This window comes from Sphingomonas suaedae (genome assembly GCF_007833215.1).
Taxonomy (GTDB): domain Bacteria; phylum Pseudomonadota; class Alphaproteobacteria; order Sphingomonadales; family Sphingomonadaceae; genus Sphingomonas; species Sphingomonas suaedae.
The window spans coordinates 3,047,146-3,063,626 of record NZ_CP042239.1 but is presented as its reverse complement, the minus strand read 5'-3'; the positions used below and the strand labels follow the sequence as shown (position 1 = coordinate 3,063,626).

Here is a 16,481-nt window from a genome sequence, read left to right as displayed (position 1 = left end):
ACGGGCAATTCAGCCCATAAGCAAGCTGGTCACCCCGGCCTTGTGCCGGGGCCCACGGTACCCAGATCCGGGACTGGAACCTCTTGTCTCGCGCTTGCCGCGCGGTGGACCCCGGCACAAGGCCGGGGTGACAATAAGAGGTAAGGGCGCGGCAACCACCCTTTGTTTGATTTCGCCGCGCTTTGTCGCATAGCGGCTGCCCGCCATCGGTGCGCGAAGGAACGAGTTTGGTTCACGATCCCCATCAATCCGACGTCCTGGTCATCGGCTCCGGCGCCGCCGGGCTGACCGCCGCGCTCAATCTGGCGGAGCGGTTCAGGGTGACCGTGCTGGCCAAGGGCGGGCTGGACGAGGGGTCGACCGCCTGGGCGCAGGGCGGGATCGCGGCGGTGCTGGAGCCGGGCGATACGTTCGAGAGCCATATCGAGGACACGATGGTCGCGGGCGCTGGCCTGAACGACCGTGCGACCGTGGAATTGGTGGTCGAAAACGCCCCTGCAGCGATTGCGCGGCTGGTGGAACTGGGCGTGCCGTTCAACATGGACGGCCCCGAAGGCAATCGGGCGCTGCACCTGACGCGCGAGGGCGGGCATAGCGCGCGGCGCATCGTTCATGTCGATGATGCGACCGGCTGGGCGGTGCAGGAGGCGCTGATCCGCGCCGCGCGCGCCAATCCCAACATCACCCTCGTCCCCGACATGGTCGCAATCGACCTTGCGACCGGGCGCAACGAGCTGCGCTATTCGGGCGCGGGCAGGGTTTGGGGCGTCTATGCGGTCAACCGCGCCACCGGGCGGGTCGAGCTGTTCACCGCCAATGCCACGGTGCTGGCGACCGGCGGGGCGGGGCGCACCTACCTCTTCTCCACCGCGCCCAAGGGGGCGACGGGGGACGGCATCGCGATGGCGTGGCGCGCGGGATGTCGCATCTCGAACATGGAGATGATGCAGTTCCACCCAACCTGCCTCTACAATCTCGACGTCAAGAATTTCCTGATTACCGAAGCGGTGCGCGGTGAAGGCGGGCGGCTGATCAATCCGCAGACCGGCAAACGCTTCATGAGCTATTATGATGCCGAACGGATGGAACTGGCGCCGCGCGACGTGGTCGCCCGCGCGATCGATGCCGAGATCAAGCGCGATGGCCTCGATTATGTCCATCTCGACATCAGCCATATGCCGCCCGAATTCGTGAAGGGGCATTTCCCCAACATCTACGACAAGCTGATCGGCCTGGGCATCGACATGACGACGGGGCCGATCCCCGTGGTGCCCGCGCAGCATTATACCTGTGGCGGGATCGTCGTCGACCTGGACGGGCGCACCGACCTGCCGGGGCTCTATGCCGCAGGCGAATGTACCGAAAGCGGGCTGCACGGCGCCAATCGCCTCGCCAGCAACTCGCTGCTCGAATGTTTCGTGTTCGGCGAGGCGGCGGCGCGCCATATCGCGGCCAACTGGGACGATCTGCCGCCGCCGCCGCCGATCCGGCCATGGGACGAGAGCCGCGTTACCGATTCGGACGAAGAGGTGGTCATCAAGCAGAACTGGACCGAGATCCGCCGCTTCATGTGGAATTATGTCGGCATCGTTCGGACGACCAAGCGGCTCGAGCGGGCCGCCCACCGGATCAAGATGCTGAACGAGGAGGTCGCGGATTATTACGGCCATTTCCGCGTGACGCCCGACCTGATCGAGCTGCGCAACCTGCTCCAGTCGGCCGAACTCATCGTCCGCTCCGCGCTGAACCGGCATGAGAGCCGCGGGCTTCATTACACGCTCGATTATCCGGAAACCGCTCCGGAGGCGCGCGATACTGTATTGGTTCCCTGAATTTTTGGATGAATCTTCACGCTTTGCCGTCATAATCCCCGGATTCGTCGCAGATGGTGTCGCGGACTCTTGAGCCGAAGCGCTGCGACGCCGCATGATCGCTTTGGGCAAGGGGCGTGGTATCGTGTTGGGGATGCAGGAGTTTACGATTCTTCAGCGGGCATTGACGTTGGCCGGCCTTGCGCCTGCGCTGTTGATCGGCGCGGGGGTGCATCGTGACGACCTTCCCGAAAATCTGACGCCGCCCAGCTATCGCGTGTCGATGCCGATCCCGGCCGCGCCGCAGCCCGCACCCGTCTTTCCCGCTCCCGCCGCGCTGACCGCGACGATCGCGTCGCTGGCGAAGGAATTTGGCGGGGTGGTCGGCATCTCGGTCCGCAGCCTCGACTGGGGATGGCAGGTCGATGCCAATGGCCAGCGCCCGATGCCGCAGCAGAGCGTGAGCAAATTATGGGTCGCGATGACCGTGCTCGACGCGCGCGACAAGGGCAGGTTGACGCTGGACGATCCGGTGACGGTGACGCGCGACAATCTGACCCTGTTCCATCAGCCGATCGCATCGCTGGTGGTGAAGAACGGCGTCTATCGCACCACCGTGCGCGAATTGCTGCTCCGCGCGATGCAGTCGAGCGACAATACGGCCAATGACCGCCTCCTGACCCTGGTCGGCGGGCCACAGGCGGTCCGCGCCTTCATCGCCGAAAAGGGGCTGGGCGCGATCCGATTCGGCCCGGGCGAGCGGTTGTTGCAGGCGGGGACTGCGGGCTTGGCGTGGAAGCCCGAATATTCGATCGGCCACGCCTTTTATCAGGCGCGTGCCGCGTTGCCGGTCACCGTGCGGCGCGCATCGTTCGACGCCTATATCGCCGATCCGCCCGATGGCGCCTCGTCCTCGGCGATCGCGCTGGCACTGGCGCGGCTCAAGGCCGGTGAGTTGCTGTCGCCCGCGTCGAGCAATTTTCTGATCAACGTAATGCAGGGCGCACGCACCGGTCGCGCACGGATCAAGGGCGCCACCCCGCCCGACTGGAAATGGGGCCACAAGACCGGCACCGGCCAGGATCTGGGTGCACGCACCGCCGGCTTCAACGATGTCGGCGTCCTGACCGCCCCCGATGGCAAGGCCTATTCGATTGCGGTGATGATCGGGGATACGTCACGACCGGTGCGCGAACGCCAAGAACTGATGCAGGCGGTGGTTACTTCGGTCGTGGCCAACCACCGCTGAGCGCCGCGCGTTTAGCCTGGAATACTCTACAGGCCCTTGCCTTGATGGAACGTCCGGAGGACCTTCCACCCGGTCATTGTCGAAGGGCGGTGCCCCGTCGTCACTGAGCGCGGGATCCGTGCTTCGACAAGCTCAGCACAAACGGCGCAATGAGTTGGGTTCCACGCGCGATGCTCTAAACACGGCCCCTGCGCCGTGAATCTGCGCATGTCGGCATTTTTATGCATCGCGCGATGTAAACCAACAATTTTGTCGTCGCGATTCGCCGGATCGGATAGATTGCCCGCGTCCTGTCATCATTGGGAGCGAGTCGATGGCCACCAAGACCGACCTTGCCGCACAGACGAATGAGAGCGAAAATCCTTCGTTGATCGTTGTCGAAGGCGAAGCCGAGGTCTCCCCGACTGTTTCGGCAAGTTCCGATGTCAAATTGAATTTCGTCAATCACTCGAACGACATTAATAATTCGGATGTCGTCATTTTCAGCCGGAACGTCAGCACCGATTTCGACGAAATCGCGATCGCCTGGACGGTGATCCGCAATTGTGGGCAGGGGTGGAGCCACCCTTTCGTCTATCCGATGACATCCCAACTCGGCTGTAGCGATGCGTGGGGCAATCATTCGCCGTCGCTTACCGCCTGTCCGGGCCAGCGTTTCGCGATGACGCTCGACGCTTCCGGCGCGCAGCTCAAGCTTCAGGGGGCTGCGAACGCGCCTGCGGAGATCGAACTGCTCAACGCGCTGCCGCAGGGCGCGGTCAATGCGGGCGTCTACAAGGATGGCCGGTTGTTCGCGCTCCAATCGGGCATCGTGCCGCAGCAAAAGGCGGTGTTCGAATTCAAGCCGACGATCTGGATCGGCGTCGTCTCCCAAGTCGTGGAGGGGCAGGTGATGAACAGCGCCATCCTGTCGGACATCAATACGGAGATTTCGCTGCTCGGCATCGCGAGCGCCGATATCGTGATGACCGGCGGCGGCGCGGGGCCAACCGCACAACCGTTCCAGTTCACGCTCGCCAACATCGTCATGGCCTGAGCAAGCCTTTCGGGGCGATCCGCAAGACAGCGCCTTGGGGCTTTGTTCAACGGGACGGCTCGGCTATCTCCGCGCGATGCCCCATCTCTATCTTGTCGACGGCTCGAGCTTTATCTTTCGCGCCTATCATGTGCTTCCCAAGCTGACGAACAAGCATGGGGAGCCCGCGGGCGCGGTCTATGGCTATGTGTCGATGCTGTGGAAGCTGGCCGACGATCTGCACAAGGCGGATGGGCCGACGCACCTTGCGGTGATCCTCGACAAGAGCGAGCATACGTTCCGCAACGAGCTGTACGACCAGTATAAGGCGCACCGCCCGCCCGCGCCCGAGGATCTGGTGCCGCAATTCCCGATGATCCGCGACGCCACCCGCGCGTTCAGCCTGCCCTGTATCGAGGAGCTGGGCTGGGAGGCGGACGACCTGATCGCCAGCTATGCCAAGGCGGCGCTGGCGCAGGGATGGCAGGTGACGATCGTCAGTTCCGACAAGGATCTGATGCAGCTGCTGACCGAACCGGGCATCGACATGCTCGACACGATGAAGGACCGGCGCATGGGTCCCGATACGGTGGTCGAGAAATTCGGGGTCGGGCCGGACAAATTGGGCGAGGTGCTGGCGCTGATGGGCGACAGCGTCGACAATGTCCCGGGTGTGCCGGGGGTGGGGCCGAAGACTGCGGCCAAGCTGATTCTGGAGCATGGCGATGTCGAGGCAGTGCTGGCCGCCGCGCCAATGATGAAGCCGGGCAAGCTGCGCGACAATCTGATCGAACATGCCGATATGGCGCGGCTGTCGCGCAAGCTGGTCGAACTCGCCTGCGACGTGCCGCTGCCCGACCCGCTCGATTCGATGGAGCTGAACGGGATTCCGGAGGCGCCGCTGCGCGCATTTCTGGAGCATCACGGGTTCAAGTCGCTGCTCGCCCGGCTGGGACAGGTGGCGGATGCGCCGGTCGAACGCGTCGAGGTTCCCGGGCTGGAGCCCGATCCGCCCTGCGACCATGATGCCTATGAGACCGTAACCGACGAAGCGGCGCTGGATCGCTGGATCACGGTCGCGCGGCACCAGGGCTGGGTGGCGATTGATACCGAGACGACCGGCACCGATGCGCATCGCGCCGAGCTGGTCGGGGTCAGCATGGCGCTGCACCCCAACCTCGCCTGTTACATCCCCGTCGCGCATGGCGGGACCGACATGTTCGCCGAAAAACCGGTGCAGCTCGACCGCGCCACCGTGATCGCGAAGCTCAAGCCGCTGCTCGAGGACCCCTCGGTGCTCAAGATCGGCCACAACCTCAAATATGATCTGATCATTCTGGGGCGGCTGGGAATCGACGTCGCGCCCTATGACGACACGATCGTGATGAGCTTCGATCTCGATGCCGGGCTGCACGGCCATGGCATGGACGAGCTGGCGGCGACGCATCTGTCGCACAGCTGCATCGCGTACAAGGATGTGACCGGGAGCGGGAAGAAGCAGATCGGGTTCGCCGAAGTCGATCTGAAGGCGGCGACCCGCTACGCCGCCGAGGATGCCGACGTCACGCTGCGGCTGTGGCGGCGGCTGAGGCCGCGGCTTGCCTATGAAGGCGCGACGCGGGTCTATGAGATGGTGGACCGGCCGCTGGTCGCGGTGATCGCCGGGATGGAGCGCGCGGGGATCAAGGTCGATGCCACCGTACTTGCCCGTCTGTCGGATGAATTTTCGAAGCAGATTGCGAGCCTGGAGGCGGAGATTCACGGCATCGCCGGGTTCAAATTCACCATCGGCAGCCCGAAGCAATTGGGCGATGTGCTGTTCGACAAGATGGGGATCAAGGGCGGGCGCAAGGGCAAGAGCGGCGTCTATTCGACCGACGTCAACGAGCTGGAGCGGATCGCGGCGGACAAGGATTCGCCGGGACGCGAGATGGTGGTGAAGGTGCTCGACTGGCGGCAGCTTTCAAAGCTCAAATCCACCTATACCGACGCGCTTCAGGCGCAGATCAACCCGGAGACGGGGCGGGTGCATACCAGCTACAGCCTCACCGGCGCGCAGACCGGGCGGCTGTCGTCGACCGACCCGAACCTCCAGAACATCCCGATCCGTACCGAGACGGGGCGCCAGATCCGCGATGCATTCGTCGCCGAGCCGGGCAATGTCATCCTGTCCGCCGACTATTCGCAGATCGAACTGCGCCTCGCCGCGCATATCGCCGACGTGCCCGCTCTGCGGGAAGCGTTCGAGGCGGGGGAGGACATCCACAACCGCACCGCGACCGAACTGTTCGGCGAGGTCAATCGCGACACGCGCGGACGGGCGAAGACGATCAACTTCGCGATCCTCTATGGCATCTCGCGTTGGGGACTGGCGGGCCGGCTCGACGTGACGCCCGACGAGGCACAGGCGATGATCGACCGCTATTTCGAACGCTTCCCGGGGATCAGCCGCTATATCGCCGACACGCTGACCAGCGCCAAGGAAACGGGCTACACGACCACATTGTTCGGACGGAAGACACATTTTCCGCGGATCAAGGCGCCCAACCAGAATGAGCGTGCGGGCAGCGAGCGTGCGGCGATCAACGCGCCGATCCAGGGCACCAGCGCCGACATTATCAAGCGCGCGATGATCCGCATGGGCCCCGCGCTGGCCGACGCCGGCCTGCATGACGTCAGGATGCTGCTGCAGGTGCATGACGAACTGGTGTTCGAACTGCCCCAGGGCGATGTCGAGGCTGCGTCGGCGGTGATCCGCCGGGTGATGGAAACCGCAGCGCAACCGGCGGTGACGCTCACGGTGCCGCTGGGGGTCGAAATCGGCGTCGGGCCGAGCTGGGGCGCGGCGCATTGACCGCGGTCGAAGCCAGCTTCGCACCGCTGATCGACCTGTATATTCCGCTGCTGCTGGGCGCGGGCGTCCTGATCCTGATGGTCGCCTGGTTGCCGCTGCTGCTCGAAAAGGCGCCCTTGTCGCTGCCGATCATCTGTGTCGGGGTTGGGGCGCTGCTGTTCTCGTTCGACCGGTTCGCCCCATTTGCGCTGCACCCGATCGAGGGGCCGTTTCTGGTCGAAAAGGCCGCCGAACTGATCGTTATCGTCTCGCTGATGGGGGCGGGGCTGAAGATCGACCGCGCGCTCAACTGGAAGAATTGGCGGCTGTGCGTGCGACTGCTCGCCATCGCGATGCCGCTGACGATCCTGGCGCTGACCTTTCTGGGTCAGGCGGTGCTGGGCGTAGGCCTCGCGACGGCGCTGCTGCTCGCCGCCTCGCTCGCACCGACCGATCCGGTTCTGGCGTCCGATGTCCAGATCGAAGCGCCCGAATCGGACAGCGATGACGAGGCGCGGTTCGCGCTGACCTCCGAAGCCGGACTCAACGACGCGCTGGCCTTTCCCTTCGTGCATCTCGCGATCGCGGTGGCGGCCGGAGGCTGGGCGGTGTCGACTCTCGCCGCATGGGCGCTGGATGCGGTCGTGGTCCGCATGACGGTGGGGCTGGCGCTGGGCTGGGCGGGCGGCTGGGCGCTCGGCAAGATCATCTATCGCCTGCCCGGCGACACCCAGCTGTCGCGCACCGGCGACGGATTCGTCGCGCTGGGCGCCACGCTCGCCATCTATGCGGTGACCGAGATTGCCCATGGCTACGGGTTTCTCGCCGTGTTCGTCGCGGGGCTGATGCTGCGCCGGGCTGCGCGCGACAACGACTTCAACGCGCGGATGCACGATTTTGCCGACGAGACCGAACGGCTGCTGATGATGGCGCTGCTGGTCATGTTCGGCGGTATGCTGACCGCTGGCGGGCTGTTCTCGATGATCGGCTGGGCGGAGCTGGGCTTTGCGCTGGTCGCGCTCTTTGTCGTGCGGCCGCTGGCGGGGTGGATCGCACTTGCCGGATGCCGCCTCTCGCCCTTCGAACGGCCGGTGATCGCTTTCTTCGGCATTCGCGGGCTGGGATCGGTCTTTTATTTCGCCTACGGGATCAATCATGGCCAGTTTGAGGAGCCAGTGCGCCTGTGGGGGGCGCTCGGCGTGGTGATCCTGATCTCGATCCTGTTCCACGGGATCACCGCCACCCCGGCGATGCGGCTGGTCGAGCGCGGGCGGGTGAAGGCCGCGTGAAGCAGAATGACGATCTGAACGCGCTCGCCAAGGGCGGGCGGACCAATATCCTCGGCTTTGCGCTGCGGCTGGCTGCACGGCTGCCCTTCCTGTTCATCGCCGGGCGCCTCTATGGCGCCGATACGGTCGGCCGGTTCGCGCTTGCGATCGTGGTGGTCGAACTGGCGGCGCTGCTTGCCACGCTTGGTCTCAAGCGGGGGCTGGCGCAGGCACTTGCCTCGACCGATCGGCCCCATGCGCATGTCGTGTGGGACGGGATGGTGGTTGCCTTCATCGTTTCGATGATGGCCAGCGCAATCCTGTTCGTCTTTCCCGAGCTGATGTTCCCCAACAGCGGCACCACCGGACTCGACCGCTATCTGGCGGTGATCGTGTTCGCGATCGCCTGGTCGGACGTCAGCCTCGCAGCGCTTGCCTATCGCCACAATGTGAAGGCGACCGTCACGGCGCGCGCGATCGTCGAGCCGTGGACGATCAGCATCGCCGCCTGGGGACTCTATTATGTCTCGGCCCGTGACGGACTCATCATGGCCTATGTGCTGTCGATGGCGGCGGCGCTGGTGGCGAGCCTGATCCCCTTCATCCGCAGCTATGGCCTGCCGCATGGCTGGTCGCCGCGGGTGACGCCATTGCTTCAATTGGCCCGACGCAACGTGCCGCTGGCGGGCGCGGACGCGATCGAATGGGGGACGCGCAATATCGACCGCTTCATCCTGGGGCTGCTGTTTCCGCCGGCGATCGTCGGCATCTATTATATGGCGCAACAGGTCGCCTCGCTCCCGCAAAAGCTCAAGACCAGCTTCGACCCGATCCTGGGGCCGGTGATCGCGCGCAACCTGGCCGCCGGCAATCGCGTCGCGATCGCGCATCAGGTCAAGCAGGTCGGCTTCTGGATCATCACCGCGCAGGCGGCGCTGCTGCTGATGGGCGGCATCCCGGCGGAGGGGGTGATGGGCGTGGTCGGGCCGCAATTCGTCGCGGGCGCGGGGGCGCTCTGCTTCCTGCTCGCGGCGGAGGTTCTGGCGTCACCCGGCGCGGTGGCGGAGGCGGGGCTGGTCTATATGGCGCGGCACCGCAACCTGATGGTGTCGATCCTGCTGCTCGGATTCCAGGCGGCGCTGAGCTTTGCGCTGGTGTTCCAGATGCGCGCGCTCGGGTGGAGCGTGAACGTGCAGGCGGCGGGACCGGCGGTCGCGCTGGCGCTGACGCTCGCGCTCGGCTCGACGATCAAATGCTGGATGCTGTCGCGCCTGACCAAGGCGTCGGTGTTCAGCCTGCGCCCCGGCTTCGTCGCGGCGATCCTGGTCGCGGGACTGGTCGGATGGGGGTTCACCCGGCTGCCGCACGAGCTGGAGTGGCTGGAACTGTCGGTCGGCGTTCCGGCGATCTTCCTCGTCTATTTCGCCGTGATCGGCAAATGGGCGTTCGGGCCGGAAGACCGCCAGCTGTTCAAGAAGATGCCGAAGAGCGAACCGACGCTGCCGGACGAGAAGGTTTGAGTCCCAACTCCCGTTTGCCCTGAGCCTGTCGAAGGGCCGATCCTGACCTGAAGATCCGGGAGCCGCGCTTCGACAAGCTCAGCGCAAGCGGCTGGCTGGGCGTCCCAATCAATGCCGGAAGTGGCGCATTCCGGTGAAGACCATCGCCAGGCCCGCATCGTCGGCGGCAGCGATGACTTCTTCGTCGCGGATCGAGCCGCCGGGCTGGATCACCGCGGTGGCGCCTGCCTCGACCGCTGCGAGCAGCCCGTCGGCGAAGGGGAAGAAGGCGTCGGACGCGACTGCGCTGCCGATGGTGCGCGGCTCGGCCCAGCCGGCCTTTTCAGCGGCGTCCTTGGCTTTCCATGCGGCAATCCGGGCGGATTCGAGGCGGTTCATCTGGCCCGCGCCGACACCGGCGGTGCTGCCGTCCTTGGCATAGACGATCGCGTTCGACTTGACGTGCTTGGCTACGGTCCAGGCGAACAGGCAGTCGGCCAGCTCCTGCCCGGTCGGCGCGCGCTGGGTCACCACCTTGAGCGCGTCCTGCGTCACCCGCCCGCTGTCGCGCGACTGGACGAGCGCGCCGCCGGCGATCGTCTTGAGCATCAGCCCGGGACGCGCGGGGTTGGGCAATTCGCCGCAGATCAGCAGGCGGAGGTTCTTCTTGGTCGCGAAGATCGCCTTCGCTTCGTCGCTGGCGCCGGGGGCGACGACAACTTCGGTGAAGATATCGGTGATCGCCTGTGCGGTGTCGGCGTCGAGCGGGCGGTTGAGCGCGATGATCCCGCCGAAGGCCGAGACCGAATCGCAGGCGAGCGCGGCCTTGTACGCATCGACCAACGTCTCGGCGGTGGCGACGCCGCACGGATTGGCGTGCTTGACGATCACCACGGTCGGCGGGCCGTCGCGGAATTCGCTGACCAGTTCGAGCGCGGCGTCGGCGTCGTTATAGTTGTTGTAGGAGAGTTCCTTGCCCTGCAGCTGCTCGGCCTGGGCGATGCCCGGCGCGGCGGGACCGGTGGGCAGATAGAGTGCGGCGGACTGGTGCGGGTTCTCGCCATAGCGCAGCTCCTCGCCGCGCTTGAACACCAGCGGCAGCGTTTCGGGGAAGCGCTCGCCCTGGTCGGCAAAGGCGAACCAGCTGGCGATGGTCGAATCATATTGGGCGGTCAGGGCATAGGCCTTGGCAGCGAAGCGCTTGCGGTCGTCTAGGGTGGTTTCGCCCTTGGCGACGATCGCGTAATCGACCGGATCGGTGACGATCGCCACATAGGCGTGGTTCTTCGCCGCCGAGCGGACCATCGACGGGCCGCCAATATCGATATTCTCGATGATCTCATCGCGGTCGGCGCCCTTGGCGACGGTCTGGGCGAAGGGGTAGAGGTTGACGACGACCAGATCGATCATGCCGATCGCGTGTTCGCTAGCGGAGGCCATATGCCCCGCATCGTCGCGCACCGCGAGCAGGCCGCCATGGACCACCGGGTGCAGCGTCTTGACGCGGCCGTCCATCATCTCCGGAAAGCCGGTGAGGTCGGAGATGTCGCGCACATCCAGCCCCGCGTCGCGCAATGCCTTGGCAGTTCCGCCGGTCGAGACGAGTTCGACGCCCTTGGCGGCAAGCGCTTGGCCAAGTTCGACGATGCCGGTCTTGTCCGAGACCGAGAGGAGCGCGCGGCGAATGGGGATGCTGGTCATGGCGGCGGGCTTTACCGCTCGGGGCTAGCGCTGCAAGCCCCGAGTTTCGACACCGGCCCGCTCTCCTTGCAGGCTAACGCGCGCGGTGGAACAGCCAGGAGACGCTCCCGCCGCCGACGGGGGCCTCTCCGGTCAGGACGATCTGTTGCGTTTCACGTGGAATGCCCTTGCCGTCGATCCAGACGCTTTCCTCGATCGCCAGCGATGCGCCGCGCGCGCGGAACTGCCAGACCGCGCCGGAGCGGGTGCGCAGCAAAGCGCCCGAATGATCCGCAGTCGGCGATGCCTCCACGCCGGGGTGAAGGTGGAAGCGGATCGCGAAGGGAACGTCGCCGGTCTTGCCGCCGCGCTTGGCGGCAGGGAGCAGGCTGTCCTCGCCGCGCACGTCGCGTCCGTCGGTGCCGAGCGCGACGGTGCGGCGGTGAATCACGCCGTGGCGGCGGGCATAGCCGTCGTGCGCGGCATCGATGCGGCTCGCCGTCTCGGTCTCGGTGCGGCTCAGCTCCATCTCGACCACGCCACGGCCCAATGTGCCGTCGGGGTGGATTGCGGTGGAGTTGCTGTCGCGCACGATCAGCGTCGAGTGGGCGGCGGTGGTGCGAAGCCCCTCGGTCAATGCCGCGGGCAGGCGCAGGTCCGCGCCGCGCGCGCCGCCGCAACTTACCACGATCCGCTCCGGCCCGTCGGAAAATTCGATGGCGAGGGTGGAGGCGCAGCCGCCCGCCATTACCCGCGCGATTGGCGGCGGGGCGGCGTCCATGATGACGACGGTGCGCTGTTGCGCGAGCCGCTGATAGCCCCATTCATGCGCCTGGCGCAGCGGGCGGACGCGCGCTCCGGTCGCCTCGATCGTCTGGTCGATCACGTCGCCGGACAGCGGGATGCCGCCCTGCCAGCTCGCCAGTCCGCGATCGCCATGACAGACGCCGAGCAGCGCGGCCACCATCCGGTCCAGCGTTTCGACCACGAAGTGGGGCGTGTCGAGTCGCCGTGCGGCATAGGTTTCGCGCAGCAGCGTCAGCAGCTGGATCGCGTCGAGCAGCGCCAGCGGCGAGCGGCCGGTGATGCCGCCGTCGCGGCTGATCGCGCTGGCGAGCGCGCGGGCGAGCCCCGCTTCGCCGAATGCGCGGCGCGGATCGCCGCCGGGGATCATCAACCCGGCGGTCAGCACGCCGCACCAGGCGGCAATGCGGGGCGCACCCACCGGCGCGCGATCCGCCGCCCGGTCGAGATGGCGCGCACCCCGGGCGAGGGCGTGGAGGACGGTTGAGCGATAGACGAGGTCCGTGCTCGACAGGATCAGCGGTGCGTGGGCGGTCCAGAACTGGATGCGTCGCCCCCACAGGTCCGCGCGCCAGGCGGGATCGGCGACGCGCCCCGCATGTGCGCCCAGCCATTTGCGCATCAGCGCCTCGGCCCGGGGCGCCGCTTGCTGGCGGGTGGCGACGGTCGACAGGTCGCGCAGCCAGGAGAAACCATGGAAATAGTCGGCAAAGGGGGCCGACCAGTCGGGCTTGGCCGGGTTGAGCGTCACCACGTCATGGCTTTCGCCGTGAAACATCAGCCGCCCTTCGAGCAACGCATTGCCGCGCGCGGGATCGCCCATGAACGGATCGTCGGTAACCGCGATCAGCTTAAGCGGATGGCGGCCACGGAGCCGCAGCGAATGGATCGGAGTGCGCCAGCTCATCCGAAAGAGGCGATCGGAGATGCGGTCCGCGAGCGAGAGGCCACGATCGCCACCGATCCGGATCAGGCGCTTGCCATGCGCGATCCCGTCAGCGCCCAGCCCGTCGGCGGCATCGTCATCGCCGCCCCCGCTCACCCGGCTCTCAACGCCTGGATATTGTCGGCATAGGCCGATGGTCCGCCCTTGAACGCCGCGGTCCCGGCGACCAGCGCGTCGGCCCCGGCAGCGATGACGCGCGCCGCATTGGTGCGATCGACGCCGCCATCCACCTCGAGATCGATCGAGCGACCGCTGGTGTCGATCCGCGCGCGCAGGGCGGAAATCTTGGCAAGCTGGCTTTCGATGAACTTCTGTCCGCCGAAGCCGGGGTTGACGCTCATCACCAGGATCAGGTCGACCAGATCCATCACGTGATCGACGACATCGACCGGGGTCGCGGGATTGAGCACCACGCCCGCGCGCTTGCCCAATGCCTTGATCGTCTGGAGCGTGCGGTGGAGGTGCGGGCCGCTTTCGGGATGGACCGACAGGCAGTCGGCGCCGGCCTCGGCAAAGGCTTCGAGCATCGGATCGACCGGGGCGATCATCAGATGGACGTCGAACGGCTTGGCGCTGTGCGGGCGCAGCGCCTTGATCACCGCCGGGCCGATGGTGATGTTGGGCACGAAATGGCCGTCCATCACATCGATATGGATCCAGTCGGCGCCCGCCGCGTCGATCGCGCGCACTTCCTCCCCCAATTTGGCGAAATCGGCGGACAGGATGGACGGGGCAATGCGCACGGGGTTCATCTCTGTCCCTTTATCACCTCATGAATCGCCCGCAACACGCATCAGGCGCACCATGAAAAAGCCGTCCAGCCCGCCTTGTTCCGCCAGCATACCCGGCAGGGTGCGCAGCCAGCCGCGTGGGTGGGCGACCAGCCCCTCGGGCAGCTCGTCGGGCAGCACCGGGTCGATCGCAAACTCCGGGTGGTCGGTCAGGAACCGCTCGATCTGCGCCTCTCCCTCCTCCGGTTCGAGCGAGCAGGTGGCGAAGACGAACAGCCCGCCAGGCCGCACCCAGCGCGCGGCGCGGGGGAGAAGCTGGCCCTGTAGCTCGGCCATTTCGGCGATCAGGCGGGGTCGGACGCGGTGGAGAACGTCGGGATGGCGGCGGAAGATACCGGTGGCGCTGCACGGTGCGTCGAGCAGCACGGCATCGGCCTCGAAGTCCGGCGCCCATTTCAGCAGGTCGGCGGCGATGACGGTGGCGGAGAGGCCGGTGCGTTCGAGATTCTCATGAAGTCGCGCCAGACGACTTTCGGAGGCATCGACTGCGGTGACATCCCATCCGGCGGCGGCCAGCTGGAGCGTCTTTCCGCCCGGCGCCGCGCACAGGTCGAGCGCGCGGCCGCTCCCGCTTCCGTTTCTGGCACCGATCAGCCGGGCCGGAAGCGAGGCGGCGATGTCCTGTACCCACCATTCGCCCTCGGCAAAGCCTTCGCGCTCGGGGATGCTGGTGCCCGCGGCAATACGGACATGACCGGGGAGCAGGCTTTCGCCCGCGACCGGGGTTGCGCCGCGCAGGGTCAGATCAAGCGGGGGCGGGGCAGCAATGGCGGCGCAGGCGGCGTCGGCGACACGCTCGCCCCAATTGCCCGCGATCCGGGCATAGACGGCGCCGGGGAGCGCTGGCGGATCGGTCAGCACCGCATTCTGGCGCATCAACGTGCCGAACACGCCATGGACCAACTTGCGCGGGCCGCCATCGACCAGCGGCAGCGCGGTCGAGATCGCGGCGTGCGGCGGGGTACCGAGCCGCAACGCCTGGACCAGCGCGATGCGCAGCACGAAGCGCGCCTTGGCATCGTCGGGCAGGCGGTTGCGCGTCGCGCTGTCGATCAGGTCGTCGAGGTCGGCGAGGCGGCGGAGCACTTCGGCGGCGATGGCATGGGCAAGGCCGCGATCGGACGGGGCGAGTCCCTGGGTCGAACCGTCGAGCGCCTGTTCGATGGCGAGACCGCGGCGCAGGACTGCGTCGAGCAGTCGCAAGGCGGCGCGGCGTGCAGGGGTGCCGGGGGGATCGGACGGGGTGCGGTGGTTGGAAGGCCGGGGCATCAGCCGCCCCTACGCCGATTATGGCGAGGGTTCACCCCCAAAGCAGCATGGCGAGCGGCATGCAGACAGCAGCGAACAGGCCAAACCAGAGCGCGATGCCGATCCAGAGCGCCAGCCAGTCGCTTCGGCGCGGGCGCGCACGGACGCCACGCGGCACCATCCGGAGCGACGAAGGGATACGAACGCGGCCCAGAGTCACCGCGCCGATCGCGCGGCGTCCGACCCCATGAAAGAAACGCGCGGTGCTTCCCGAGAATATTCCGGCGACGACGACATCGACGACGAAGCCACCGGCGTGCTGGACCACCGCACCGACGACCTCACCGACCGCTTCACCGATCGCGTCGTCAATCATCCACGCCCGTGGGGATCGAGTGCGCTGCCGCGACGCGGTGCGGGTCGAACACCGAGCGCCGAAGGGCGTTTGCCCGGCTCGGGCGCGGCGAAGGCGTCCAGCGGCGCGCTCGCGCCCATCGCCAGCGCCATTTCCTCCAGCGCGGCGATGCGGTTGCCGGTGTCGGGATGGGTCGAGAACAGGCTGTCGTCGCCGCGCGACAGGCCGGGGACGATATAGAGCTGCGCCGCCGCCGGGTTGCGCTGGGCGACCGGATTGGGGACCGCCGCCGCGCCGCGCGCGAGCTTGGCGAGCGCTGAGGCGAGCGCGCGGGGGTTGCCGGAGATTTCGGCGCCGCCCTTGTCCGCGCCATATTCGCGGGTGCGGCTGATCGCCATCTGGACGATCATCGCGGCAAAGGGCGCGACGATCACCGCGAGGATGGTCGCCAGCATCGCGCCGCGATTGTCCCCGCCGCCGCGGAAGAACAGGCCGAAATTGGCGAGCATCGAGATCGCGCCCGCGATCGTCGCGACCATCGTCATGATGAGCGTGTCGCGATTGCGGACATGCGCGAGTTCGTGCGCCATCACGCCTGCAATCTCGTCGCGGTTGAGCAGGTTGAGCAGACCGGTTGTCGCGGCGACGGCCGCATTTTCCGGATTGCGGCCGGTGGCGAAGGCGTTGGGGTGCGGCGAATCGATGATATAGACCTTCGGCATCGGCAGCTGCGCGCGCTGGGCCAGCCCGGCGACGAGGCCGTGGAATTCGGGGGCGCTGGCCGCATCGACCTCGCGCGCGCCGTGCATCTTCAGGACGATCTTGTCGGCGTTCCAATAGGTGAAGAGATTCATCCCCACCGCGAACAACAACGCCAGGATCATCCCGCCGCGTCCGCCGATGGTAAAGCCCAGGGCCATGAACAAAGCGGTCAGCGCCGCCAGCAGCATCGTCGTCTTGAAACCGTTCACTTGTATGCGCT

Annotated in this window: 12 protein-coding genes; 6 read left to right on the top strand and 6 right to left on the bottom strand. The window is 66.7% G+C overall.

All coding sequences use genetic code 11. From position 1 onward, the window contains the following. Positions 1-227 precede the first annotated feature (227 nt). From nadB to FPZ54_RS14420, 6 genes are all read left to right on the top strand, one after another. Complete coding sequence (nadB, locus tag FPZ54_RS14445; protein ID WP_145848320.1) at positions 228-1,832, top strand: L-aspartate oxidase; 1,605 nt, start codon at positions 228-230, stop codon at positions 1,830-1,832. A gap of 94 nt (positions 1,833-1,926) precedes the next feature. Further along, on the top strand, positions 1,927-3,060 hold the full coding sequence (locus FPZ54_RS14440) for a serine hydrolase (protein WP_239019591.1): 1,134 nt from the start codon (positions 1,927-1,929) through the stop codon (positions 3,058-3,060). A 313-nt stretch (positions 3,061-3,373) separates the two neighbouring features. Then, the gene (locus FPZ54_RS14435) at positions 3,374-4,096 is read left to right on the top strand and encodes a hypothetical protein (protein WP_222428319.1); all 723 of its coding nucleotides are present in this window, start codon (positions 3,374-3,376) and stop codon (positions 4,094-4,096) included. A 76-nt stretch (positions 4,097-4,172) separates the two neighbouring features. Next, positions 4,173-6,929 (top strand): DNA polymerase I, encoded by a 2,757-nt coding sequence (gene polA / locus FPZ54_RS14430; protein ID WP_145848318.1) that lies wholly within the window; start codon positions 4,173-4,175, stop codon positions 6,927-6,929. Then, positions 6,926-8,197 (top strand): cation:proton antiporter, encoded by a 1,272-nt coding sequence (locus FPZ54_RS14425; RefSeq protein WP_239019590.1) that lies wholly within the window; start codon positions 6,926-6,928, stop codon positions 8,195-8,197. Before polA ends, FPZ54_RS14425 begins: the two co-directional genes overlap by 4 nt. Then, positions 8,194-9,696 carry a lipopolysaccharide biosynthesis protein gene (locus FPZ54_RS14420; RefSeq protein ID WP_145848316.1) on the top strand — a complete coding sequence of 501 codons (1,503 nt, stop codon included), beginning with the start codon at positions 8,194-8,196 and terminating at the stop codon, positions 9,694-9,696. The genes FPZ54_RS14425 and FPZ54_RS14420 overlap by 4 nt, the downstream gene beginning before the upstream one ends. Before the next feature lie 108 nt (positions 9,697-9,804). Here the strand turns inward: FPZ54_RS14420 and purH are convergent, their stop codons facing one another. The 6 genes from purH to htpX form a co-directional block, all read right to left on the bottom strand. Further along, a complete protein-coding gene (purH, locus tag FPZ54_RS14415) occupies positions 9,805-11,376 on the bottom strand; it encodes a bifunctional phosphoribosylaminoimidazolecarboxamide formyltransferase/IMP cyclohydrolase (RefSeq protein ID WP_145848314.1) in 1,572 nt (523 codons plus the stop codon). 73 nt (positions 11,377-11,449) lie between these two features. Then, entirely contained in the window at positions 11,450-13,201 is a 1,752-nt protein-coding gene (locus FPZ54_RS14410; RefSeq protein ID WP_422396539.1) for a heparinase II/III family protein, read from the bottom strand. Beyond that, positions 13,198-13,857 carry a ribulose-phosphate 3-epimerase gene (gene rpe / locus FPZ54_RS14405; RefSeq protein ID WP_145848312.1) on the bottom strand — a complete coding sequence of 220 codons (660 nt, stop codon included), beginning with the start codon at positions 13,855-13,857 and terminating at the stop codon, positions 13,198-13,200. Before rpe ends, FPZ54_RS14410 begins: the two co-directional genes overlap by 4 nt. 18 nt (positions 13,858-13,875) lie before the next feature. Beyond that, positions 13,876-15,165, bottom strand: a complete 1,290-nt coding sequence (locus tag FPZ54_RS14400; protein ID WP_145848310.1) for an RsmB/NOP family class I SAM-dependent RNA methyltransferase — start codon at positions 15,163-15,165, stop codon at positions 13,876-13,878. Between the two features lie 31 nt (positions 15,166-15,196). Further along, positions 15,197-15,520, bottom strand: coding sequence for a hypothetical protein (locus FPZ54_RS14395; RefSeq protein WP_145848308.1), 324 nt, complete (start codon positions 15,518-15,520; stop codon positions 15,197-15,199). Continuing rightward, positions 15,517-16,470, bottom strand: coding sequence for a zinc metalloprotease HtpX (gene htpX / locus FPZ54_RS14390; RefSeq protein WP_145848306.1), 954 nt, complete (start codon positions 16,468-16,470; stop codon positions 15,517-15,519). Before htpX ends, FPZ54_RS14395 begins: the two co-directional genes overlap by 4 nt. Positions 16,471-16,481 lie beyond the last annotated feature (11 nt).